This is a genomic window from Actinomycetes bacterium, from assembly GCA_035506535.1.
GTDB lineage: Bacteria > Actinomycetota > Actinomycetes > DATJPE01 > DATJPE01 > DATJPE01.
Genome location: DATJPE010000083.1, coordinates 23,175 through 45,229, shown reverse-complemented (window position 1 = coordinate 45,229; position 22,055 = coordinate 23,175). Strand labels below are relative to the sequence as shown.

The window sequence follows — 22,055 nt, the reverse complement described above, 5'->3', positions numbered from 1 at the left end:
CGCGTTCATTGCTACAGCCACGTTCACTGCTACAGCCACGTTCACTGCTGCAGCTACAGGGCGCCGTCGTCCTCCGCGTCGGCGAGGGCGATGGCGAACCCGAGCGCCTCGACGATCTTGGCCGCCGCGGACACCGTACGCGCGCTGCCGATGACCGGGGCGACACTGACGAGCACGTCCTGCACCTGGTCCAGCGTCAGCCCGCTGTCGACCGCCGGCCCGACGTGCATCAGGTAGGACTCCGTCGGTGCGTCGACAGCCGCCAGCGCGGCCAGCCGGACCAGCACGAGCGTGGCCGGGTCCAGCTCGGTGTGCTCGAGCGACACCGCGGTCATCTCCAGGACGGTCTCGAGGACGGGCGCGTCTCCAGTTGCCATTCGTCAACTCCTGTTCGGTTCGGCGCCGCGACGACCGGTTGGCCATCGCTCTCCAGGCGCATCAGCCGCAAGTCTGGCAGCCACATGAACGGGCCGCGAGGGACCTTCGCCTCTCACGACGAGGTGGCGAGGCGGCCAGACTGGTAGGTGCGCGGCAGGGGCGCCTGCGCTGGCGTCCGGCCTGCGCGGAAGAAGGTGACAATCATGTCGCAGCAACTGACCCACCAGTCGACGAACGACCTCACGGTCGTGACGGATGAGAGGGTGGTCAGCAGGCGAGGCACCGGTGGAGCGATGCTCGCCGCGATCGTGATGATCGTGGCCGGGTGCTTCGGGATCCTCGAGGGGATCGCGTACATCGCCAAGGGTACGTTCTTCGTGCAGCCGGCGAACTACTGGATCAACACGAGTGCGGCGACCTGGGGCTGGACGCACCTGATCGTCAGCGCGGTCGTGCTGATTGCCGGGTTCGGGGTCATCGCGGCAGCTGCTTGGGCGCGGTGGCTGGGCATCGTGATGGTGGCCATCCAGGCCGTCATCAACTTCGCGTTCATCCCGGTGGCGCCGTTCTGGGCGATCACCTTGATCGTCGTCGATCTCTGGGTGATCCACTCGCTGTTCGTGCACCGGCGCGAACCGGTCTGACGTCTCCAACGGCCTCGTAGGCTCGAGGGGCTTCAGCCTTTGCGGCGAAGCCCCTCGAAGGCATGCGTGAGCACGCGATGCGGGCCTCAGGGGCCCTCAGTTCAGGGGCCTTCAGTTGGCGAGGTCGGTGAGGGCGGCGAGGGCCAGGGCGCCGGCGTGACGGGAGTGGGCGTCGCCGGGCGCGGCGAGGTGTGAGACGAGCCAGCGCAGGGCCACGTCGACGGACGCGTCCGTGGCGTCGGGGCCGAGGGCCGCGGCGACGTACCCGCGAGCCGCCACCCACGAAGGCCCCTCACCGATGCTCGCGAGGGCCGTGACGGTGTCCGGCTCCTCCGCGCGCAGGCGCACGAGCGCCGGGTGAGCTGCCAGCGCCCCCGCGACGGCGGCCAGCCGGTCGGCGAGCGGCGCGTCAGCCGCGAGGCGAGCGAGGGAGTCCAGCTCGGAGGCGACCAGCGCGGCCCACACCTCGTCCTTGGTACGGAAGTGGTTGTACAGCGTCGCCTTCGCGATCCCGCCGGCGACGGCGATGCCGGACATGCTGCTGCCCCGGGTGCCGTGCTCGGAGACGCTGCGCAACGCGCCGGCCAGGGCGCCGGCCCGGGTACGACCCATCGCGTTCCCCGCGCGTGAGGGACCGCTCGGGACACCGGGTCCGGTGGCCATGGGAGGGGAGCAGAACGGGTCAGGCGGCGGAGGCCACGACGGACGGCGCGGCTTCCTCGTGGACCGCCAGCTCGTCGCTCACCGAGCGCAGCACGGTCGACATCGGGATGTCCAGCGCAGTGCAGATCGACGCCAGCAGCTCGCTGCTGGCCTCCTTCTGCCCGCGCTCCACCTCCGAGAGGTACCCGAGGGAGACCCGCGCCTGCGCGGACACCTCGCGCAGGGTGCGACCCTGACGCAGCCGCTGGGCGCGCAGCTCGCTGCCCAGGACCCGGCGCAACAGGACCATCGACTCCTCCTCGTGCCACGGGGTCGAGACGGGCGAGGTCTCGATCCGCTGCCACCACCGTACCTGGCGTCCCCGACAGCGGAGCGGGATCCCACCCCGTTCGGCGGCGCGTCGTCACTCCCGTGGCGCAACGGAGGAACCCCGGACGACTCAGCCGAATTCCCCGACGCCGATCCGGCGCGCCAGCAGCGACAGCGCTTCGTCGGCGGTCGCCGCCCGGATGGCCGCTCGACCGGCCGGGTACGGCGAAGCGAGGGCCGCCACCTCGGTGGGCCGTTCCGGGCCCGCCACGGCGACGTACGCCGTCCCGGGCGCGTGGCCGTCCTGCGGGTCGGGGCCGGCCACCCCGGTCGTCGCCACGCCCCACGTGGCGCCGAGCCGACGACGGACCCCCTCCGCCATCTCGGCGGCGACGGCGGGGTCGACGGCTCCCACCCGCGCCAGCAGCGCGGCGTCCACGCCCAGCAGCGACGCCTTGAGCTCCGTCGCGTAGGCGACGATCCCGCCCCGGACGACGGCCGACGCGCCGGGGACGTCGACCAGGCGCGCGACGACCAGCCCGCCGGTGAGTGACTCCGCCACCGCCACGGTCTCCCCGCGCCGGGTCAGTTCGGCGACGACGGCCGTGACGTCCGGGCGGGGGCCGTCACCCGATGCGTCCACGCGGCTCACGCCGCCACCGCCGCATCCACGCGGCTCATGCCGCCACCGTCGTATCCACGCGGCTCACGCCGCCGCGGTGCGGGAGATGGGGGTACGGCGCAGGCGTACCGCCTTGACCACGTAGTGCAGGCCGGTGACAACCGTGACCACGAGCGCGGCCGCCATCACCCAGGCCCGCAGGGTCGCCATCGGGCCGGTGAGAGGCAGCAGATAGAGCGAGATCGCCACCGCCTGCAGGGCGGTCTTCAGCTTGCCGCCACGCCCGGCTGCGATGACGCCGTGCCGGATCACCCAGAAGCGCAGCAGCGTGACGCCGACCTCGCGGACGAGGATGACGATGGTCACCCACCAGGGCAGCTCGCCGAGCATCGACAGCCCGACCAGAGCCATCCCCATGAGGGCCTTGTCCGCGATGGGGTCGGCGATCTTGCCGAACGTCGTGACGAGCGAGCGCCGACGCGCGAGTGCCCCGTCGAGGTAGTCCGTCGCCGTCGCCGCCACGAAGACGACGAACGCCGCCACCCGCGAGGTCGTGTCCTGTCCCCCGTCGCGCAGCAGCAGCCATCCGAAGACGGGGACCAGCAGCAGCCGCAGCAGGGTCAGCGCGTTCGGCAGGTTGCGGATCCGCGACGGCGAGGGGGCCGCGGCGATCGGGTCGGGGGGCAACGCCCTCATGGGGCGGGGACCTCGGCCCGCGCGAGCAGGTCGACGCCGAGACAGGCCCGCACACGCGCACGGACGACGTGGCCGGCCGAGCCGTCGACGAGATCCTCGACGACGGTGGTCCCGTCGACCTCGGGTCCCTGGTGGGCGGCCCGACCCTCGGGCGCATCCTCCAGGAGGACCTCCACGACCGTCCCGACCCGTTCCTCGGCGCGCTGGCTGGTCAGTTCCTCGACGAGGTCGGTGAACCGGGAGACGCGGACCGCGACCTCGGCCGGGTCGACCTTGTCCGGATAGCCGGCCGCCTCGGTCCCCTCCTCGTCGGAGTAGCCGAACACCCCGACCGCGTCGAGGCGAGCCTCGACCAGGAAGGACTCGAGCACGGCCAGGTCCGCCTCCGTCTCCCCGGGGAAGCCGACGATGACGTTGGAGCGGATCCCGGCCTCGGGCGCGAGCTCGCGGACGCGCCCGATCAGGTCGAGGAAGGTCTCGGCCGAGCCGAAGCGGCGCATCCGGCGCAGCAGCGGGGCGCTGGCGTGCTGGAACGACAGGTCGAAGTACGGCGCGACACCCGATGTCGTGGCGATGGTCTCGAGCAGCGACGGGCGAAGCTCGGCGGGCTGCAGATAGGAGACCCGGACGCGCGCCACGCCCGGCAACTCGGCCAGTCTCGGCAGCAGCCCCTCGAGCGCCCGGAGGTCGCCGAGGTCCTTGCCGTAGGAGGTCGAGTTCTCGCTGACGAGGACCAGCTCACGTACGCCCTGATCAGCCAGCCAGCGCGCCTCGGCGAGGAGGTCCTCCGGCGGCCGCGACACGAAGGCGCCACGGAAGGACGGGATCGCACAGAACGCGCACCGCCGGTCGCAGCCGGAGGCGAGCTTGAGCGGGGCGACCGGGCCGGCGTCGAGCCGCTTGCGCCAGGCACCCTGAAGGTGCCCGGGCAGCGGCACCTCGCGGGTGGCCCGCTCGACGGGCGTGATCGGCAGCAGGCTGCGCCGGTCGCGGGGCGCGTGCGCGACGTGGGGGACGCCGGTCAGGACGTCGGCGAGGCGTCCGGCGATGTCGGCGTAGTCGTCGAAACCCAGGACGGCGTCGGCCTCTGGCAGGGCGTCGGCCAGCTCGGCGCCGTACCGCTCGGCCAGGCAGCCCACGGCGACGACGGCGCGCGGCCCACCCGCCGCCTTGAGGTCGGCGGCCGCGAGCAGGGTGTCGACGGAGTCCTTCTTGGCGGCCTCGATGAAGCCACAGGTGTTGACCAGCACCGCGTCGGCGTCGGCCGGCTCCGCGACCAGCTCGAAGCCGTGCGCCTCCAGGCGCCCCGCCAGCTCCTCGCTGTCGACGTCGTTACGCGCGCACCCGAGGGTGACGAGGGCGACGCGGGGCACGCCCCTCAGCCTAGGCGGCTCCCCCTGTCAGGCGTTTCGACAAGGGGGCTTTGCGACTTGCCTGACACGGGAGGCGCCCGGTGAGGCTCAGCCGCCGGCAGTCGGGTCGCCCGGACCGAAGGTCAGCCGGCTGATCTGGCCGGAGCCGGCGGGCGACCCGAGGTTGTGGCCGTTGACGGTCAGCCGCACGGCACCGGAGTTGCCGAGGATCAGCTTGACCTGCTTGGAGTCGGTGAAGACCTTCGAGCCGCCCTGCTGCAGGGTGCCCTCGTAGACGACCTTGCTGCCCGCGGTGGCCTGGATCCAGCAGTTCCCGGTGACCGCGGCCACTTTGACCGTGACCCCGGACCGCGGCGGCACCTGGGCCACGTCCGAGCTGTGCGGGCTGCTCGACGACGCGGTCGGCGAGTGCGTCACGGACGGCGAGGGCCCGGCCGTCGAGGGGCCCGGCGCCGAGGTGGAGGCGCTGCTGCCGACCAGGGCGGTCGGAGCCGCCGGTGCCCCGCCGCCGCGCAGCAGCTGCCAGCCGGTCAGCGCGATGACCACGACCAGCGCCGCGACCATGACGGCGGTCCAGTTCGGGCCGGTACGTTCGCGGGTTCCGACGTTCTCCGCCTCGAAGACCTCGCGGGCGCGCGGCAGGGAGTCGCCGCGGTGCGTCGAGTCGAACTCGGCGAGCAGGGGGGCCGGGTCGAGACCGACGGTGCGTGCGATGGTGCCGATGTGCCCGCGGGCGTACACGTCACCGCCGCACAGGTGGTAGTCGTCGGCCTCGATCGCCTCGACGAGGGTGCGCCGGATCCGCGTGCGGTCGGCGACGTCCTGGGTGGTGAGCCCAGCCGCGACGCGCGCGTTGGTGAGAGTCTCGCCGATGGACACGGGAGACGCTCCCTTCCGGGTGGTCGGTCCACGCCGCTGCACACCTGGTCCCCGCGTCCAACCCCGTGAGGTAAGGCCGTACGAATCGGTGCGACGTACGCGTTTTCCATGCTAGTCCCGGGTCCCTTGTCGACCAACTTGACGGTGATCTTGAACGGGCCCGACCGGGTCGGGCCAATCACCCTTCCCAGCGAGTCACCCTTCCCAGTCAGACCGCGTCCCTAACCTCGCGACATCTGGGCAGCCGGATCGACCAGCAGCCGCTTCCTGGTCAGCAATGAACGCGGCGCTGTTGCGCTAGCTGGGCAACCACGCCGCGTTCATTGCCGAACAGGCCGGCCGGATGGACGGCAGCCCTCGCCGGGGCGTGCGGGCGTCAGCCCACGTCTCCGCGAGCCGGCGTCAGCCCTCACCGCGGATGGAGGCGAGCAGGCCGTCGAGCTCGTCGGGACGGATCAGCACGTCTCGCGCCTTGGAGCCCTCGCTCGGGCCGACCACGCCTCGGGTCTCCATGAGGTCCATGAGGCGGCCGGCCTTGGCGAACCCGACCCGCAGCTTGCGCTGCAGCATCGACGTCGACCCGAACTGGGTGGTGACGACGAGCTCGATCGCCTGGCACAGCAGGTCGAGGTCGTCGCCGATCTCCTCGTCCACCTCGCGGGCCGACCCGGCGACCGCCGTGACGTCCTCGCGGTAGCTGGGCTGCAGCTGCTCCTTGCAGTGCCGGACGACGGCGTGCACCTCGGCCTCGGACACCCATGCGCCCTGGATGCGCACCGGCTTGCTCGCGCCCATGGGGAGGAACAGCGCGTCGCCCTGCCCCACCAGCTTCTCCGCGCCCGGCTGGTCGAGGATGACGCGGCTGTCGGCGAGGGAGGAGGTGGCGAAGGCCAGGCGCGAGGGGACGTTGGCCTTGATGAGGCCGGTCACGACGTCGACGCTCGGCCGCTGGGTCGCCAGGACGAGGTGGATGCCGGCCGCGCGGGCCAGCTGGGTGATCCGCACGATCGCGTCCTCGACGTCGCGGGGCGCCACCATCATCAGGTCGGCGAGCTCGTCGACGACGACGAGCAGGTACGGGTACGGGCGCAGCACCCGCTCGCTGCCCTCCGGCAGGTTGACCCGCCCGGCCTGGACGGCCTTGTTGAAGTCGTCGACGTGGCGGAACCCGAAGGCCGAGAGGTCGTCGTAGCGCATGTCCATCTCGCGCACGACCCACTGCAGCGCCTCGGCGGCCTTCTTCGGATTGGTGATGATCGGGGTGATGAGGTGCGGCACGCCCTCGTACATCGTCAGCTCGACGCGCTTCGGGTCCACGAGCACGAGCCGGACCTCGTCCGGGGTCGAGCGCATGAGGATCGAGGTGATGAGGCTGTTGATGCACGAGGACTTGCCGGAGCCGGTAGCACCCGCGACGAGCACGTGCGGCATCTTCGCGAGGTTCGCGCACACGTAGCGGCCCTCGACGTCCTTGCCGAGCCCCACGAGCAGGGCGTGCTGGTCCGCACGGGCGACCGAGGAGCGAAGGACGTCGCCGAGGGCGACGTTCTCGCGGTCGACGTTGGGGATCTCGATGCCGATCGCGGACTTGCCGGGGATGGGCGACAGGATGCGGACATCGGCCGACGCGACGGCGTAGGCGATGTTCTTGGACAGTGCCGTGACGCGTTCCACCTTGATCGCCGGCCCGAGCTCCACCTCGTAGCGGGTGACCGTCGGGCCGCGCGTGAACCCGGTGACCTGAGCGTCGATCTCGAACTGCTCGAGGACGCGGGTGAGGGACTCGACGACGGCGTCGTTGGCCGCGGTCCGGGCCTTGTGGGCCGCACCGCCGCCGAGCAGGTCCGAGGCCGGCAGGTGGTAGGTGACGTCGCCGGACAGCGAGAGCTGCTCGACGCGCGCGGGCACGGGCTCCGTCGGACGGGTACGCGCGGCCGCGAGGGCCTCCGGTTCGGCAGCCGCCTCGTCGGTCTCAGGCGCGGCGGCGGTCGAGGAGTCGGCGGGCGGGCGGGCGGCGAGCAGGGGGCTGTCGAAGGGCTGCTCGCTGACCGGCTCGGCCGCGACGCCGACCCGGCGGCGCGGCCGGTGCCGGCGCAGGGGTTCCGGGGCGTCGCCGGTCAGGTCGATCGTGTCCGGCGCGACCGGAGCCGGGCGAACGAGCAGGCGGGTGAGGACGACGCGCACTCGGGCGGGCACGGCGTGCACGGGCGTCCCGGTGATGACGAGCAGGCCGAAAACGGCCAGCAGGGCGAGGAGCGGGAAGGCGACCAGCCCGGTGACCGCGGAGGTGAGGGGAACCGCGAGGAGGTACCCCATCCAGCCCCCGCCGGCGCGCATCGCCGTGGCGCCGTCGGTGGCCTGCGGGGTACCGGCGGCGACGTGGAGCATGCCGGTGACGCCGAGCAGGAGCGCGGTCCAGCCGATCACCGCGCGCCCGGTCGGAGACGTCCTGGCCGGGTTGCGCAGCAACCGCACCGCGACCGCGACGAGCAGCAGCGGCGCCACCCACGCCAACCGGCCGAGGCCGCCCGCGACGATGGCGCGGACCGCCGTGCCGACCCCGCCGGACAGCCGCCACCAGACGCCCGCGGCGGCGAGGATCGCCGCAGCCACCAGGAGCAGGCCGAGCCCGTCCCGACGGTGCGCCGGGTCGAGGTCACGGGCCTGGCTGCGGGCCCCGCGGCCGAGGCGGCGTACCGTCCCGCCGAGCAGGTGGGCGATGCCGAGCCAGAGCGCCGCCAGCCCGCGGCCGATCCCGCGGACCAGGCGAGCCAGCGGACCCGGCCCCGTCCGGCGCGGCTTGCGCCGCTTGGCTGCGGGACGACGCGCCGGCGGTCTCGTCGCGGGTCGGGTCCGGCGAGGCGGGGAAGCCGTCGTGGTGGCCCGGCGGGACCGGGCAGGCGCGGCGGAGGTACGGCTGGGCATCGCGCCAGGTTAGCCGGACGTCCCACCAATCCCAGGGACCTCAGCCGCCTCAGCAGCCTCGCGCTGCCGCGAGCTCGTGGTCGTGAGGTCCTCGTAGAGGGCCTGGTACCGGGCGGCGTTGCCCTCCCAGGTGCGCTCGGTGAGCACCCACTCCTGGCCGCGCCTGCCGTTGCGGTGGCGACGGTCCGGGTCATCGAGCAGGCCCAGCAGCGTCTTCGCGAGCGATGCGGGATCGTCCGCGACGAACGTCTCGACCGCGCCCGAGTCGTTCAGCTCGCGCAGGACCGGCAGGTCCGACACGACCAGGGGCAGGCCCAGCAGCATGGCCTCGTAGGGCTTGAGCGGCGAGACCAGGCGACAGACCGGCAGGTCGAGCCGGGGCACGACGAACACGTCGAGCAGGGCGTACAGCCCCGGGACGTCGCGGTGCGGCACCCGCCCCGTGAACACGGCCGCCGGTCCGAGGCCGAGTCGCCATGCGTGCGCCACGAGCGACTCACGGACCGGCCCGTCACCCACGACGAGCAGCCGGACGTCGCGGCCCATCGCCCGGAGGTGCGCCACCGCCTCGACGAGGGTGCCCACGCCCTCGTAGTCGACGAGGCTGGTCACATACCCCACGACCAGCTCCGCCCCGTCGAGGCCGAGCTGACGCTGTCGCTGCGGGTCCCGCGGCTTGGCCACCACCTCCGCGGGGTCGATGGCGTTGGGGACCAGGCGGATCGCGTCCTCGGCCACCCCACGCTCGACCAGCTCGGCCCGCATGGTGCGCGCGAGGGTGACGACGGCATCCGCCGAGCGGGCCTCGAGGCTCTCGCGCTGCTTCATCAGGTGGAAGCGGTCGGTCGGCTCCTGGCGCGGATGACGCGAGAGCCGGGTGACCTCCCAGAACCCGCGCACCTCGTAGACGTAGGGGATGCCGAACGCTCGGGCGACCGTGCGCCCGACCATTGCGTTGGTGAAGTCGGAATGCGCGTGGATCACCGACGGGCGGATGTGGGCGACGAGCTGGCCCACGGCCTCGACCTGCGCCTGCAGGGCGACGTCGATGGGTGCGCCGGTCGACGCCGCCCGGATCGGGTGCACGGGGGTGCCGTCGAGGTCCACCGTGGCGTCGACGTCGCCGAAGTGGTCGGTTCCGGCGGCGAAGTACGGCGACTGGCGGACGACGATGTGGGGATCCAGCCCGGCGCTGCGCTGGGCGCGGACGATGGAACGGGTCCGGATCGTGTAGCCGGACTGGTGGAAGGGCAGGCTCTTGCTCACGACGTGCAGGATGCGCCCGGGGACCGGCTCGAAGGCGGGCTGCCGATCCAGGTACGGGGCCACGGTGCCGTCGAGGACCTCGATGAAGGCCCGGATGCTGCGCGCGAGGTCTTGACCGTGCGCGTCTCCCGCCTGCGCCGCCCACTCGGCATAGGTCAACGCCTTCCCGAGCTCGTCGTCCTTCTGGAAGCGGCGGGCCGCCCAGACCGCGAACGCCGGCGTGACCTCCTCGGTGGGGACCTCCTCGATCATGGCGAGCGCCTGCGCGGCGGTCTCCGGGCTGGCGGACGCCACCGCGATCCGCAGCTCCAGCGCCGAGGCGGTGCGGCCGTGGCCGATCCCCTCGCCCATGAAGGCGGCGACCTCTGCCCCGTAGCCCTCCTTGACGAGCAACCCCAGCTGCTGGCGCAGGAAGGGCTGGACGCGGCGACCGCCGAAGCGGATGTTCTCCCGTTGGTCGTCCGACAGCCGGATCAGTGCACGGGCGAGGCCGAGGGAGATCGTGGGCGCCCCAGGATCGCCGGTCAGCCAGCCTTCGCGGGCCCGCTCGACGAGGCGCAGCTCGCGGGGGCGCAGGCTTCGGTCCTGCGGACAGGCCGCCTTGTGCGCGACGAGCGGCTCGATCGCCATCTCGTCGGCCTCGTCCGGGTAGTAGGTGTCCAGCAGGCGGACGTACCCGGCGACGATGCCCGGCCGCCCGGCGCGTTCGATGACCAGCGCGCGGATCGCGGTCGCGTCCCGGTCACCCGATGCGAGCTCAGCTTCGGCGAGGTACAGCGTCCCGCGCAGGCTCGGATGCTTCTGGCCCCACCGGCTGATGGCCGGGCGCGCGTACCGGTCGACGTGCGGGACCGCCAGCACGCGATCGGTGGCGACCGAGGCGTAGCGCCTCGCGGTCCGGCTGCCGCGCTTGGCGATCCGCCGGCCCCGGCGGTAGTACGCCTTCGCCCCGCGTCCCACCAACGAGACGAGCGGCATCGGCTCGAGATCGGACGAGGACACGGAGTCAGACTTCGACGACGACAGGGATGATCATCGGACGGCGATGGAGATGCCCCCCGGCCCACTGGCCGACGGTGCGGCGGACCACCTGCTGGAGCTGGTGGGTGTCGTCCACGCCGTCGCGCAGCGCGTCCTCGACCGCGAGCGCAACCCGGGGGCGGATCTCGTCGAACACGGCGTCGTCCTCAGCCAGACCCCGCGCATGGATCTCGGGAGCCACGACCACCTTCCCTGCGTCGACGTCCACGACCATGAGCACGGAGATTAGCCCTTCGACGCCAAGGATACGTCGGTCCTTGAGCGAGGACTCGGCGACGTCGCCGACGGCGGAGCCGTCGACGTAGACGTATCCGCAGTGGACCGCACCGACGATTCGTGCGGTGCCGTCGACGACGTCAACGACGACGCCGTCCTCGGCGAGCACGACGTTGTCCGCCGGAACGCCGGTGAGCATGGCGATGTCTCGATTGGCTCGCAGGTGCCGGTACTCACCGTGGACCGGCATCACGTTGCGCGGCTTCACGATGTTGTAGCAGTACGTCAGCTCGCCGGCCGCCGCGTGGCCACTGACGTGCACCAGCGCGTTGCCCTTGTGGACGACGTGGGCGCCGAGTCGGGCCAGGCCGTTGATGACACGACCGACCGCGTTCTCGTTCCCCGGGATGAGCGACGACGCGAGGATGACCGTGTCACCCTCACCGATGCGGATGCGGTGGTCGTTGGCGGCCATCCGCGAGAGCGCCGCCATCGGTTCACCCTGCGAACCGGTCGACACGAGGACGATGCGGTCGTCCGGCAGCTTGTCCATCTCGTCCATGGACACGACGAGATCGGGCGGAATGCGTAGATAGCCCAGGTCGCGCGCGGCCCCCATGTTGCGCACCATCGAACGCCCGATGAACGCCACCTTGCGGTTGTGTCGCGCCGCGATGTCGAGCACCTGCTGAACGCGATGGATGTGCGACGCGAAGGACGCGACGATGATCCGGCGCTGCGCCTGGCTGAAGACGGCGTCGAGCGTGGGCTCGATGTCCCTCTCGGTACGGACGAAACCGGGAACCTCGGCGTTCGTCGAGTCGACGAGGAACAGGTCGACGCCCTCTTCGCCGAGCCGCGCGAAGGCCCGCAGATCGGTGATTCGGCCGTCGAGCGGCAGCTGGTCCAGCTTGAAGTCACCGGTGTGCAGGAGAAGCTGGCCGGCCGGGGTCCGCAGCGCGACCCCGAGGGCGTCGGGGATCGAGTGGTTGACGGCGATGAACTCGGCCGAGAACGGACCGAGCTGCTCGACGTGGCCCTCGCGGACCTCCAGCGTGTACGGCGTGATCCGGTGCTCGCGCAGCTTCGCCTCGACCAGCGCGAGGGTGAGCCGCGAACCGATCAGCGGGATGTCGGCGCGTTCCCGCAGCAGGTAGGGGACCCCGCCGATGTGGTCCTCGTGCCCGTGGGTGAGGATCAGCGCCTCGACGTCGTCGAGCCGGTCACGGATCGAGTCGAAGTCCGGGAGGATGAGGTCCACACCGGGCTGGTCGTCCTCGGGGAAGAGGACGCCACAGTCGACGATGACCAGGCGGCCGCCGAACTCGAAGACCGTCATGTTGCGGCCGATCTCGCCGATGCCACCCAGGGGTGTCACCCGCAGGGCGCCTACGGGCAGCGGCGGCGGAGGGCCGAGAGAGGGGTGGCTCACCGCGTGAGGCCGGCCCGGGCGAGGTCGCCGGCGAGCAGGGCGCGCTCGGCGTCGGTGGCCGCGACCAGCGGGGAGCGCAGCGCACCGCCGCCGGTGCGGCCCAGCAGGTCGAGAGCGGCCTTGACCATGATGGCGCCCTGGGTGCGCGTCATGACGCCGACGGTCACCGGCACCAGACCCTCGTTGATCTCCCGCGCCTTGAGCACCTCGCCGGCGAGGTAGCACTCCACGAGGGCGGCGAGCCGGTCGGCGACCAGATGACCGGTGACGCTGACGAAGCCCGCGGCTCCGACGGCGAGCAGCGGCAGGTTCAGCGCGTCGTCTCCGGAGTAGACCGCGAGGTCGCACGACGCGAGGAGCTGCTGGGCGGCGAACAGGTCGCCCTTGGCGTCCTTGTCGGCGACGATCCGCGGGTGCTCTGCCAGGCGCAGCAGCGTGTCGAGCGCGATCGGGACTCCCGTGCGGGCGGGGATGTCGTAGACCATCACCGGCAGGTCGGTGGCATCGGCGACGGCGGTGAAGTGAGCGAGGAGCCCCGACTGCGGGGGCTTGTTGTAGTAGGGCGTGACGACGAGGAGGCCGTGCGCGCCGGCAGCCGCGGCCTGGCGGGCGAGCTCGACGCTGTGCGCGGTGTCGTTGGTCCCTGCCCCGGCGACGACGTACGCGCGGTCCCCGACCGCGTCGACGACGGCCCGCAGGAGGTCGGCCTTCTCCCGATCCGTCGTCGTCGGGGACTCCCCCGTCGTCCCGCTGATCACCAGGCCGTCGTTGCCGAGCTCGATCAGGTCGGACGCCAGCTGCTGCGCTGCCGCGAGGTCGAGCGCGGAGCCGTCCGCGGTGAACGGGGTCACCATCGCGGTGAGGACCCGGCCGAAGGGCGCTCCCGGGATCGGAGTACGGCCTGCCGGCGTCGGTCCCACGGCCCCCGCGGTCCCCGGGCCGGCTGACTCTGGCATGAGCGTCAGGCTACTCGCGCCGGCTCAGGGCGCGACGCGACCGCCCGCCACGAAGGCGGCATGCGTGATCGGCATCAGCCGGGCCCACTCCTCCTCGTAGCGCTCGGCGACCATCTCGATCTCGCGCTGCGGGTAGCTCGGGAACGTCGACTCCTCGTCCTTGCGCCGCAGGGAGAGGAAGTTCATGAGCGCCCGCGCGTTCATCGTCACGTAGGCGGAGGAGTAGATCGAGACGGGCAGCACCATCCGGGCCACCTCGCGGGCGACGCCGGCGTCGAGCATGCGCACGTACGCCGCGTACGACTGGCCGACCGACGCGCGCATCGCCGCGTCGACCAGCTCGTGCTGCTCGGGGCTGCCGGCGACGAACTCGTAGGCGCCCGGCTTGCCCTGCTGGACGAGGTTGCGGTCGGGCCCGGGGACGTAGAAGACCGGGTCGAGCACGCGGTAGCGGCCCGACTCCTCGTTGTACGACGCCACGCGGTGGCGCATGTGCTCGCGCCACACGAAGATCGGCGCCTGCACGTAGAACGTCATGACCGAGTGCTCGAACGGGCTTCCGTGGCGCTCGCGCATGAGGTAGCGGATCAGCCCGGCGGCCGCGTTGGGGTCGGCGTCGACGGAGTCCAGCGAGCGCTCCCCCGCCGTCGACACGCGCGCGGCGAACGCCACGTCGGAGTCCGCGGCGGAGGACTTCACCAGCTCGACGGTGATGTCGCTGCGGAACTTGACCTCGGCCGTGGCCCCCGACTCCGTCATGCCGGCGAGGCTACCCCCGCGGCTTCGGACCATCTCGAGTGATCCGGGGGGCCCGACCCGGCGTGTCGGCCCCGTCCTTCGGGGCGCGCGGGAGGGACGAACTCGGGCGGGTGGGAGAGGATCGGGCCGTGGCGGGCGATCCGAGCGCGGCCGGGCGGGCCGGCCCCCAGCGGGCCGAGGGGAGCCAGGCCGTCGGGGCGGGGCCGGACGCGTTGGTACGCCTCGCGCGGGCGAGCGAGGCGGCCGCCATCGCCGCCGTCCAGCGCGCCGCCTGGCTGGCCGACGCGGCCCTGCCCCGCGCGGTCCTCGACGCGCTGGACGACGCCGAGCTCGCGGCGCGGTGGGCCGAGGCCGTGGTCAGGCCCCCCACCCCGTCCCACCGGGTGCTGGTCGCGCTCGAGGGCGACCAGCTCGTCGGGATGGCGGCGCTGGGTCCGGCCGAGGACCCCGACACCGACCCCGCCCGAGAGGCCGCGCTCGTGGCCCTGGTCGTGGCACCGGAGGCCAGGCGGCGGGGGCACGGCTCCCGGCTGCTGGCGGCCGCCGTCGACACGATGCGCGGCCTCGGCTTCCTGACCGCCTACGCCTGGGTCGGGGATCTCGGCGGGCGGCGGTTCCTGCACGGCGCCGGCTGGGCCGAGGACGACGCGCTGCGCGTGCTCGACCTCGACGGGAGCGGGCGGGTCCGGGTCGAGGAGGTCAGGCTCGCCACCGACCTGCGCGACGACCCCCGGGAGCACGCCGACCCCGGCGCGGGGGGTGGTCGCCGGCGTTGACCGTGGGCGCTGCCGTGGGCACCTGGCTGGCGCGGCCGAAGGTCACGGGCACTCCGCCGGCCGGCCGAGGTTGGACGGAGAGCCGTCCGCCGCCGCCCCGCTCGGGCAGGATCGAGCGGGTGACGACGGAGGAGGCGTGGCCCCCGGCTCGGCGGCGGATCACGCGCAACGCGGCGTCCATCGGGATCGCCGTGGGCACCTACGGCATCTCCTACGGCGCGCTCGGCGTGACCAACGGGCTCAGCGTGCTGCAGACGTGCGCGCTGTCCCTGCTCGCATTCACCGGGGGCAGCCAGTTCGCGTTCGCCGGGGTCATCGGGTCCGGCGGCTCGCCCTGGTCCGGGGTCGCAACCGCGCTGCTGCTCGGCACGCGAAACCTGCTTTACGGCCTGCGGGTCGGCCCGCTGCTCGGCCTGCGGACCAGGGGCCGCAAGGCGCTCGCGGCCCAGCTGGTCATCGACGAGACGACGGCCATGGCCCTCGGCAACGAGGACCCCGTGGAGCCCCGGGCCAGCCGGCTCGCGTTCTGGGCGACGGGCATCGCGGTCTACGTCTGCTGGAACCTGGCCACCCTGCTCGGCGCCCTCGGCGCCGCCGCGTTCGGCAACCCGCAGACCTACGGCCTGGACGCGGCGGTCGGCGCGGCCTTCCTCGCCCTGCTCTGGCCGCGGGTGCAGGACCGGCTGACCGCCCGGGTCGCGCTCGCTGCGGCCGGGGTCGCCCTGCTGCTGACGCCGCTGGTCACCCCGGGCGTCCCGGTCCTCGTGGCCGGCCTCGTCGCGGTCGTGGTCGGCGTACGCGCTCCCGCCCGCGTCCTCGCGACGGGTACGTCGGGAGCAAGCTCGTGAACAGCGCGAGCGGGCCGACGGGACGTCGGCGATGATCGCGGCGGCCGTCGCCGTGACGTGCGTGGGCTGCTACCTGCTCAAGCTGGCCGGGCTGTCGGTGCCGCCGCGCTGGCTGGCCGGCGAGCGGGTGCGGGCGGTCGCCGTGCTGCTCCCGATCGCCCTGCTCGCCGCGCTCACCGCGGTCCAGGTGATGGCGTCCGGCCAGAGCCTGCAGGTGGACGCGCGGCTGGCGGGTCTCGGCGCCGCGTACGTGTGCCTGCGGCTGAAGGCGCCCTTCATCGTCGTGGTCCTCGTGGCGGCCGCGGTCGCGGCCGGCCTGCGCGCCCTCGCCTGACCGTCGCCCGTGGCCGGCTCGGCAACGCGCCCGAGGGGTCGGCCTGGCATGCTGCCCGCCATGGGTGCCTCCCCGTGTCATGCGCTTCATCAAGGGGCCTTGTCAAATCGCCTGACAAGGGTGCCGGAGCGCGGGCGTTCTCGTGGTTCGGGCATCGGCGCCCGCGCGACCGCATGACCACACGACGCGGGGCGAGACGCGGGTCCGGGCGGGCGGACGCCGTCGCCTTCTCCGCGGCGCTCGGCGCGGCCGCGGGCGCGGCGTTGTTCGCCAACACCTCGCGCGGCGCGCGGGTCCTGGGTACCTCCGCCAGCGCGGCGGCCCTCGCCGCCGTGGACGCCCTCGCCCGGGCCCGCCAGGAACCGAACGAGATCCCCGCGATCTGGTCGCGGATCGCGGCGAGCGCCGCGATCGCGGCTCCCCTGGGGTGGGCGGCGGATCGGGCCGGCGCCGGTCCCCTGGTCGTGGGGACCGGGGCCGGGGCGGTAGCCGGGGCGCTCGGTCTGCGCCCGCAGAAGGTGGCGCTCGGCCCAGCCATCGGCGCCGCAGTGGGCGCCGGCTTCACGGTCGCCGGCCCCGGCCGTCGGCGCCACCGTGGTTCGGCACCCGATCGGGCCGCTACGGCGAACGCGGCGCTGGTCGCAGCGGCGGCGGTCGCGACGTACCGCACGGTCTCGGCGCTGGTGTTCCGCGACGCGCAGGTGAGCCTGCTCGCGGAGCGGGTGCCGGCCAGCGACCTCCCGTTCGTCGTGCCGCTCGCCTCGGCGACGCGCTACGTCGGGACCGGGTACGTCCGCGAGCTGGCAGCTGCCACCGGAGGGACGTACGCGGCCGACGTCGCGGACATCGGGATCGTCGCCTCCCTCGCGGACCTGGCCGGGCCGGCGTTCGACCCCGGCCTCGTCGACCCGCTGGTGCGCGAGTTCTACGAGCACACGACGCGGTTCTGTCTCGACATCGTGCCGTGGTGGCGACCGTGGGTGCGGCCCGGCTACCTGCTCTATCGCTCGCTCGTCGCGCGGCCGCTCGGCCAGGCCAACGTCCCCACGAACCAGCGAGAGACGCAGCGCGGCGTGCGCAGCCGCATCGACACCGTCACCACGGACGCCGGCGTCGTCCGCGGGTGGATCCGCTCTTACGCCGACGACGACGAACCGATCTACGTCGGCATCTACACGACGTACCGGCACGAGGGTCGCGGCTATGTGAGCGTGGGATTCCCGGCGCCGCAGTCGAACTTCACCGCGACGCTCACGCCGAGCAACACCCCTGGCGGCGGACTTCGGCTCGCGAGCCGCGGTGACCCGTACGGCCACGCCGGCCACTATCTGACGTACGTCGACCCTGCCACCGGCGAGCTCACCGCGCTTGCCGTCCACGGCTTCGCCGAGGAGCTCGAGGTGTTCGTCGACGACGAGGGGCTCGGCGCCCGGCACGCGTTCCGCGTCTTCGACCTGCCGTTCCTCGTGCTGCACTACCGCATGACGCGCAAGCCGTGAGCAGGCATAGACGTGTCATGCGTCCTGCTAAGGCACCTTTGCGAAACGCATGACAGAGCTCGAGCCACCGGCGGGAGGGGCGACCCCGATGAGACGAACAGATCCAGCAGCCTGCCTCAGCCGCGGGCCAGGTCGTCGATGCACACGGTGACCGCGAGAACCAGCGCGTCGTCCTCGCCGGGCGCGACCTCGACACCGTAGGTGTCACGCGCCCGGAACCACTTCTTCGACACCGTCGCGACGGTGTCGCCGTCACGCTCGATCTCGTACTCGTGGTCCACGAGGTTGCCATGGGCGCTCAGATCCTTGCCGCCGTGCACCTCGATCTTGAACCGATCCCTGATGCCGACGAGCGCCTTGTGCACCACGGCGTTGCCGCCGTCCCGTTCGATCTCCATCGTGTCGCGGGCCCGCATCGTGCGCTCCTGGATCTTCGCCACCTCATGGCCGGAGGCGTCGCGCAGGACGAAGGTGTCACGGACCCGCACCGCCTTGCCGTCCACCTTGTACGCGCGCTGCCCGGACTCGTCCTCGATCCAGAAGTCGTCACCGATCGACATCAGCTTCTCGCGCATCTGGTAGCGCCGGTGTCCCGCCTCGTCGCCGTGACGCCGATCCCTCAGTCCCATGAGCTCGACCTCCTCCAGTCGGACGCTGCGCCGCCACCGGTCTCTCACCGGCCCCGCGGCTCCCGTCCAACCTAGACCCGGCACCTGTGCGGGTCCTGTGGCCGCCCTACGCCTGCCGCAGGCCGAGGGTGTTCCCGTCGGGGTCACGGAACCACGCCGCACGTGCGGGGCCCAGCTGCGCGATGTGGCCCGTGGTGGTCAGAGGCCCTTCGGTGTAGTCGAGGAACTCGACCCCCTTGCTCTCGAGGTCCTTGACCACCACCTCTATCTCCTCGACCTCGAAGTGGGCGAGGGTGTGCTCGGTGGCGATCGGGGGGCGCTTGAACACCGAGATCTCGCTCACCGTCCCGCAGCGGAACCGGATCGCGGCCGTTGTCTCCCATAGGTTCTCGAGACCCAGGGTGTCACCATAGAACTCCCTGGCACGGTCGAGGTCGGTGACCGGAACCGTCGCCACAACCATGGTCGCGCTGATCATCGCAACTCCTCCTGCCTCGTGCTGTGACGCCATCGGGCTCGATCGTCGTACCGCCCGGCACCGTTGTGAAGGCTGGACGTCCGAGTCGCTCCCTCTCCCGGAGATCCCACCGTTTAGTTGGCATGCCAAGTGATACTCCAACTTATTTGGCATGTCAAGTAGTTGGGGTAGACTCGGGCTGTGACCGAGGAGGCCAGCGAGCGCTGGACCACAGCCTGGCTCTCGCTCGTCCGCACCCATGCCCGCCTCTGGGACCGGGTGGAGTCATCGATGCGCGCCGGCACGGGCTTGACGATGTCGAGGTACGACGTCCTCATGCAGCTGGACATCTGCGGCGGGCGGCTGGGGCTGAGCGAGCTGGCCGCGGCGGTCGTCCTGACCCCGTCGGGCCTGTCGAAGCTCCTGGACCGCATGGAGGCGGCGGGGCTGCTCACGCGCGAACCCGACCCGCAGGACGCGCGATCGGCGTTCGCGCGAATCACCCCCAGGGGGCGGGCCCTCGTGCGAAAGGCGCGTCACAGCCACCACGCACTGCTCCAGCAGGCCTTCGGCGACGCTCTGGACGACCGCGACCTCGCCGACCTCTCGCGCGTCATGCGGCGCATAGACGCCCGGGTGTCCCGCCTCGAGTGACCAGACGGCCTCACGTCAGCAGGCCGACCAAGCCCTTCACGACGAGCACCGCTGCGACGAGCCCGCCGGCGCCGTACACCACGGCACGGCTGTGCGCCACGATCCGAGCCCGCCAGCGCCGATAGGTGTCCGGGGCACCCTCGCGGTCCCGGACGAGCACGACGAGCGGGGACGCCACCCCCGCCGACGCGAGCAGCACCCACAAGATCGCGACCACGACCAGCCACGCCTGGGACAGTCCGCTGGAGAGCAGCTCGGTGACGGCGGCGACGACGATCGCGTACGTCGGCAGGAAGGCGCCCAGCCCGAACGCGAGCAGCGGCGACATCCCGTCCAGGCGTCCCATCCAGGTGGGCTGGCTCGGGGTCCCCGCGTCCTGCGGGTGCCGCCAACGCCAGACCACCCAGAGGCCGACGAGCACACCGAGCACGAGCTCCGCCGCGGACTGGCCCGTACTCACCGCCGCGCTCGTGGGTACCGCCGGGTAGACGGCGACGGTGATCGCGGCGACCACCGTGAGGGCGCTGACCCAGCCGGCGACGTACGCGACCTCCTTGCGCATCCCGCCGCGGCTGGTCACCAGCAGGATCGCCCCGAGGACCGACCACGGCTGGACGGCGAGGAAGAGGGCGAGCAGGCCCAGGGTGAGGAGCGAGCCGAGATCCATGGGCCAGCGGAACCTCTCCACGCAGCGGGACTCGCCATGCTGTCACGCACCGGGCACGAGACCGTGGTCCGACGCGGGACCGCGTCAGTCGAGGCCGAGCAGGGGCTCCAGTCCAACAGTGAGCCCGGGGCGGGACGCGACCGCGCGCACCGCGAGGAGCACCCCTGGCATGAACGACGCGCGGTCGAGGGAGTCGTGCCGGATGGTCAGCGTCTCGCCCTCGGTGCCGAGGAGGACCTCCTGGTGGGCGATGAGGCCGCGCAGACGTACCGAGTGGACGGGTACGCCGGCGACCGACGCGCCTCGCGCACCGGGAAGGGCCTGTGTCGTGGCGTCCGGGGCCGGCGGGCGGCCCGCGGCGGTACGCGCGGCCGCGACGAGCTCCGCGGTACGCCGGGCCGTGCCCGACGGCGCGTCGACCTTGTCCGGGTGGTGCAGCTCGACGATCTCGACCGACTCGAAGTGCGGGGCGGCCAGGGCGGCGAAGCGCATCATGAGGACGGCGCCGATGCCGAAGTTGGGGGCGATGACGACGCCGACCCCCGGTGCGCGCCGCAGCCACTCGCGGACCTCGTCCAGCCGCGCCTGGTCGAAGCCGGTCGTCCCGACCACCGCGTGGATGCCCGCCTCCACCAGCTCGTGCAGCGTGCCCATCACCGCGTCAGGGTGGGTGAAGTCCACCGCCACCTCGACGCCGGCTTGGGCGAGACCGGCGACGGAGTCCCCCACGTCCATGGCGCCGGCGAGCTGGAGATCCGTTGCGGCCTCGACGGCGCCGCAGACCTCACCGCCCATGCGACCGCGCGCGCCGATCACACCGACCCGGGTCATGGGCCGAGGCTACCGGTCGCGCGCCGCCGATCCGCTGGTGCGGAACAACCAGACGAGGGCGCCCACGAGCAGCAGGTCGCGGGGCAGACCGCGCAGGGTGTGGATCGCGAGGTAGTCCCCGACAGTGAGCGCGATCGAGACGGCGAGGGACACCGGCCAGAACCACGCCCACCGGTCGACCAGGTCCGGCCAGAGGCCGACGAGCAGGCAGCAGACGAGCGCTGCGCCGTAGTAGGGGTAGCAGGCGGGGTCGGTCAGCAGCCGTACGGCGATCGCGCCCCCCACGACCATCCAAGGCTCGGCGTAGGGACGGCGTGCGAGCGCCACCCCGACCGCGAGGGCGAGCACGCCCTGAGCGACCCGGAACGGCCAGCCGAAGTCCGCGCCCGCGTCGAGCAGGCCGAGGGGGGTGTCCGGGTTCACGGTCCAGCGGAACGCGAAGGAGTTCATGTCGCCGGCGGCGAAGAACGGCAGGAACGCGAAGCCGACGACGGCGACGAAGGCGGCAGCGCGTACGGCCAGTGCGCGCGGGCGGGCCGCGAGCAGCAGCACGGGAAGACCGAGGACGCCCCAGAGCTTCAGCGCGACGCTCAGCCCCACGATCGCCCCCGCCGCGCCGTCACGACCTCTGACCGCGAGCTGCCCCGCCGCCACGAGCACGAGAGCCACCAGCAACTCGGCCAGCTGACCGAACAGCGCCGCGACCGCCACCGGCCCGAGGACCACGGTCGTCCCGACGCCGACGTCACGCAGGACCGCAGCCCGCCCGGCGAGCGGTCGGGTGTCCCTGGCGACGTGCAGGGCGGCGTACGTCGAGAGCGCACCGAGCGCCGCCGTCGCGCCGATCGCCGCGGAGACGCCGACGATGGCGGCGAGCAGCCCCGCCAGCTCGACGACGAGGAGGGTCAGTGGGCCGACCTGGACGGACGGGTCGGCCAGCGCCGACCACGGGTGCCCCGAGGCGAGGACGTGCCCGGCGGCCACGAAGGTCGGCATGTCGTTGGTCGAGCCGATCGTCACGTCGACGGCGGTGGCCACCGCCGCGCCGAACGCGACCAGGAGCGGGATCCGCACCCCGACCAGGCGGCGACCCACCTCGTGAGCGGTCGGGTGCTCCACCCGGAGCCGGTGCAGCTCGGCGTCCAGCCAAGCCTCGGCCGTCCGGGACGGCACCGCGAGAGCCATACAGCAGCCTTCGGCA

The 22,055-nt window shown here is 72.8% G+C and carries 23 protein-coding genes; 6 read left to right on the top strand and 17 right to left on the bottom strand.

Annotation, left to right across the window (positions count from 1 at the left end; translation table 11 throughout):
* Window positions 1–53: 53 nt before the first annotated feature.
* Window positions 54–377: a carboxymuconolactone decarboxylase family protein gene (locus tag VMI11_13805; GenBank protein ID HTY73479.1), complete on the bottom strand. Its 324-nt coding sequence runs from the start codon at window positions 375–377 to the stop codon at window positions 54–56.
* A 204-nt stretch (window positions 378–581) separates the two neighbouring features.
* Between VMI11_13805 and VMI11_13800 the strand changes: the two genes are divergently transcribed.
* Window positions 582–1,022, top strand: a complete 441-nt coding sequence (locus VMI11_13800) for a hypothetical protein (GenBank protein ID HTY73478.1) — start codon at window positions 582–584, stop codon at window positions 1,020–1,022.
* A 111-nt stretch (window positions 1,023–1,133) separates the two neighbouring features.
* Here the strand turns inward: VMI11_13800 and VMI11_13795 are convergent, their stop codons facing one another.
* From VMI11_13795 to thyX, 11 genes are all read right to left on the bottom strand, one after another.
* Complete coding sequence (locus VMI11_13795) at window positions 1,134–1,685, bottom strand: helix-turn-helix domain-containing protein (GenBank protein ID HTY73477.1); 552 nt, start codon at window positions 1,683–1,685, stop codon at window positions 1,134–1,136.
* A 19-nt stretch (window positions 1,686–1,704) separates the two neighbouring features.
* The gene (locus VMI11_13790) at window positions 1,705–1,974 is read right to left on the bottom strand and encodes a helix-turn-helix transcriptional regulator (GenBank protein ID HTY73476.1); all 270 of its coding nucleotides are present in this window, start codon (window positions 1,972–1,974) and stop codon (window positions 1,705–1,707) included.
* Between the two features lie 150 nt (window positions 1,975–2,124).
* Window positions 2,125–2,637, bottom strand: a complete 513-nt coding sequence (locus tag VMI11_13785; GenBank protein ID HTY73475.1) for a nicotinamide-nucleotide amidohydrolase family protein — start codon at window positions 2,635–2,637, stop codon at window positions 2,125–2,127.
* A 63-nt stretch (window positions 2,638–2,700) separates the two neighbouring features.
* Window positions 2,701–3,312, bottom strand: coding sequence for a CDP-diacylglycerol--glycerol-3-phosphate 3-phosphatidyltransferase (pgsA, locus tag VMI11_13780; protein ID HTY73474.1), 612 nt, complete (start codon window positions 3,310–3,312; stop codon window positions 2,701–2,703).
* On the bottom strand, window positions 3,309–4,685 hold the full coding sequence (rimO, locus tag VMI11_13775; protein HTY73473.1) for a 30S ribosomal protein S12 methylthiotransferase RimO: 1,377 nt from the start codon (window positions 4,683–4,685) through the stop codon (window positions 3,309–3,311). Before rimO ends, pgsA begins: the two co-directional genes overlap by 4 nt.
* A gap of 87 nt (window positions 4,686–4,772) precedes the next feature.
* Window positions 4,773–5,564, bottom strand: a complete 792-nt coding sequence (locus VMI11_13770; protein HTY73472.1) for a RodZ domain-containing protein — start codon at window positions 5,562–5,564, stop codon at window positions 4,773–4,775.
* Between the two features lie 402 nt (window positions 5,565–5,966).
* Window positions 5,967–8,489: a DNA translocase FtsK gene (locus VMI11_13765; GenBank protein HTY73471.1), complete on the bottom strand. Its 2,523-nt coding sequence runs from the start codon at window positions 8,487–8,489 to the stop codon at window positions 5,967–5,969.
* 9 nt (window positions 8,490–8,498) lie between these two features.
* Window positions 8,499–10,757 (bottom strand): glycosyltransferase, encoded by a 2,259-nt coding sequence (locus VMI11_13760; protein ID HTY73470.1) that lies wholly within the window; start codon window positions 10,755–10,757, stop codon window positions 8,499–8,501.
* Window positions 10,758–10,761: 4 nt separating this feature from the next.
* Complete coding sequence (locus VMI11_13755) at window positions 10,762–12,444, bottom strand: ribonuclease J (GenBank protein HTY73469.1); 1,683 nt, start codon at window positions 12,442–12,444, stop codon at window positions 10,762–10,764.
* Window positions 12,441–13,400 carry a 4-hydroxy-tetrahydrodipicolinate synthase gene (dapA, locus tag VMI11_13750; GenBank protein ID HTY73468.1) on the bottom strand — a complete coding sequence of 320 codons (960 nt, stop codon included), beginning with the start codon at window positions 13,398–13,400 and terminating at the stop codon, window positions 12,441–12,443. The genes VMI11_13755 and dapA overlap by 4 nt, the downstream gene beginning before the upstream one ends.
* A gap of 24 nt (window positions 13,401–13,424) precedes the next feature.
* A complete protein-coding gene (gene thyX / locus VMI11_13745) occupies window positions 13,425–14,159 on the bottom strand; it encodes an FAD-dependent thymidylate synthase (GenBank protein HTY73467.1) in 735 nt (244 codons plus the stop codon).
* A gap of 128 nt (window positions 14,160–14,287) precedes the next feature.
* Between thyX and VMI11_13740 the strand changes: the two genes are divergently transcribed.
* From VMI11_13740 to VMI11_13725, 4 genes are all read left to right on the top strand, one after another.
* Window positions 14,288–14,935: a GNAT family N-acetyltransferase gene (locus VMI11_13740; protein ID HTY73466.1), complete on the top strand. Its 648-nt coding sequence runs from the start codon at window positions 14,288–14,290 to the stop codon at window positions 14,933–14,935.
* 119 nt (window positions 14,936–15,054) lie between these two features.
* Complete coding sequence (locus VMI11_13735) at window positions 15,055–15,783, top strand: AzlC family ABC transporter permease (GenBank protein HTY73465.1); 729 nt, start codon at window positions 15,055–15,057, stop codon at window positions 15,781–15,783.
* A 31-nt stretch (window positions 15,784–15,814) separates the two neighbouring features.
* Complete coding sequence (locus VMI11_13730; GenBank protein HTY73464.1) at window positions 15,815–16,117, top strand: AzlD domain-containing protein; 303 nt, start codon at window positions 15,815–15,817, stop codon at window positions 16,115–16,117.
* Window positions 16,118–16,290: 173 nt separating this feature from the next.
* The gene (locus tag VMI11_13725) at window positions 16,291–17,616 is read left to right on the top strand and encodes a hypothetical protein (GenBank protein ID HTY73463.1); all 1,326 of its coding nucleotides are present in this window, start codon (window positions 16,291–16,293) and stop codon (window positions 17,614–17,616) included.
* A gap of 116 nt (window positions 17,617–17,732) precedes the next feature.
* On the opposite strand, the gene VMI11_13720 is transcribed toward VMI11_13725, so the two are convergent.
* Together VMI11_13720 and VMI11_13715 are read right to left on the bottom strand one after the other, a co-directional pair.
* Window positions 17,733–18,245 carry an LURP-one-related family protein gene (locus VMI11_13720; GenBank protein HTY73462.1) on the bottom strand — a complete coding sequence of 171 codons (513 nt, stop codon included), beginning with the start codon at window positions 18,243–18,245 and terminating at the stop codon, window positions 17,733–17,735.
* Window positions 18,246–18,351: 106 nt separating this feature from the next.
* The gene (locus VMI11_13715; GenBank protein HTY73461.1) at window positions 18,352–18,723 is read right to left on the bottom strand and encodes a VOC family protein; all 372 of its coding nucleotides are present in this window, start codon (window positions 18,721–18,723) and stop codon (window positions 18,352–18,354) included.
* A gap of 180 nt (window positions 18,724–18,903) precedes the next feature.
* Here VMI11_13715 and VMI11_13710 point away from each other — a divergent pair, with 180 nt between their 5' ends.
* Complete coding sequence (locus VMI11_13710) at window positions 18,904–19,356, top strand: MarR family transcriptional regulator (GenBank protein HTY73460.1); 453 nt, start codon at window positions 18,904–18,906, stop codon at window positions 19,354–19,356.
* A 10-nt stretch (window positions 19,357–19,366) separates the two neighbouring features.
* Here the strand turns inward: VMI11_13710 and VMI11_13705 are convergent, their stop codons facing one another.
* The 3 genes from VMI11_13705 to VMI11_13695 all read right to left on the bottom strand — a co-directional run bounded on the left by VMI11_13705 (window position 19,367) and on the right by VMI11_13695 (window position 22,039).
* Window positions 19,367–20,023 (bottom strand): GAP family protein, encoded by a 657-nt coding sequence (locus VMI11_13705; protein ID HTY73459.1) that lies wholly within the window; start codon window positions 20,021–20,023, stop codon window positions 19,367–19,369.
* 84 nt (window positions 20,024–20,107) lie between these two features.
* Entirely contained in the window at window positions 20,108–20,854 is a 747-nt protein-coding gene (gene dapB, locus VMI11_13700; protein ID HTY73458.1) for a 4-hydroxy-tetrahydrodipicolinate reductase, read from the bottom strand.
* 9 nt (window positions 20,855–20,863) lie between these two features.
* Entirely contained in the window at window positions 20,864–22,039 is a 1,176-nt protein-coding gene (locus tag VMI11_13695) for a hypothetical protein (protein ID HTY73457.1), read from the bottom strand.
* Window positions 22,040–22,055: the final 16 nt, after the last annotated feature.

Excerpts from the sequence above, each read along its gene's own strand:
- dapA (HTY73468.1), bottom strand. The coding sequence starts at position 13,400 with ATGCCAGAGTCAGCCGGCCCGGGGACCGCGGGGGCCGTGGGACCGACG.
- VMI11_13725 (HTY73463.1), top strand. The coding sequence starts at position 16,291 with ATGACCACACGACGCGGGGCGAGACGCGGGTCCGGGCGGGCGGACGCC.
- VMI11_13715 (HTY73461.1), bottom strand. The coding sequence starts at position 18,723 with ATGATCAGCGCGACCATGGTTGTGGCGACGGTTCCGGTCACCGACCTC.
- VMI11_13730 (HTY73464.1), top strand. The coding sequence starts at position 15,815 with ATGATCGCGGCGGCCGTCGCCGTGACGTGCGTGGGCTGCTACCTGCTC.
- VMI11_13705 (HTY73459.1), bottom strand. The coding sequence starts at position 20,023 with ATGGATCTCGGCTCGCTCCTCACCCTGGGCCTGCTCGCCCTCTTCCTC.
- dapB (HTY73458.1), bottom strand. The coding sequence starts at position 20,854 with ATGACCCGGGTCGGTGTGATCGGCGCGCGCGGTCGCATGGGCGGTGAG.
- VMI11_13795 (HTY73477.1), bottom strand. The coding sequence starts at position 1,685 with ATGGCCACCGGACCCGGTGTCCCGAGCGGTCCCTCACGCGCGGGGAAC.
- VMI11_13790 (HTY73476.1), bottom strand. The coding sequence starts at position 1,974 with ATGGTCCTGTTGCGCCGGGTCCTGGGCAGCGAGCTGCGCGCCCAGCGG.
- VMI11_13695 (HTY73457.1), bottom strand. The coding sequence starts at position 22,039 with ATGGCTCTCGCGGTGCCGTCCCGGACGGCCGAGGCTTGGCTGGACGCC.
- VMI11_13800 (HTY73478.1), top strand. The coding sequence starts at position 582 with ATGTCGCAGCAACTGACCCACCAGTCGACGAACGACCTCACGGTCGTG.
- thyX (HTY73467.1), bottom strand. The coding sequence starts at position 14,159 with ATGACGGAGTCGGGGGCCACGGCCGAGGTCAAGTTCCGCAGCGACATC.
- VMI11_13805 (HTY73479.1), bottom strand. The coding sequence starts at position 377 with ATGGCAACTGGAGACGCGCCCGTCCTCGAGACCGTCCTGGAGATGACC.
- VMI11_13720 (HTY73462.1), bottom strand. The coding sequence starts at position 18,245 with ATGGGACTGAGGGATCGGCGTCACGGCGACGAGGCGGGACACCGGCGC.
- VMI11_13765 (HTY73471.1), bottom strand. The coding sequence starts at position 8,489 with ATGCCCAGCCGTACCTCCGCCGCGCCTGCCCGGTCCCGCCGGGCCACC.
- pgsA (HTY73474.1), bottom strand. The coding sequence starts at position 3,312 with ATGAGGGCGTTGCCCCCCGACCCGATCGCCGCGGCCCCCTCGCCGTCG.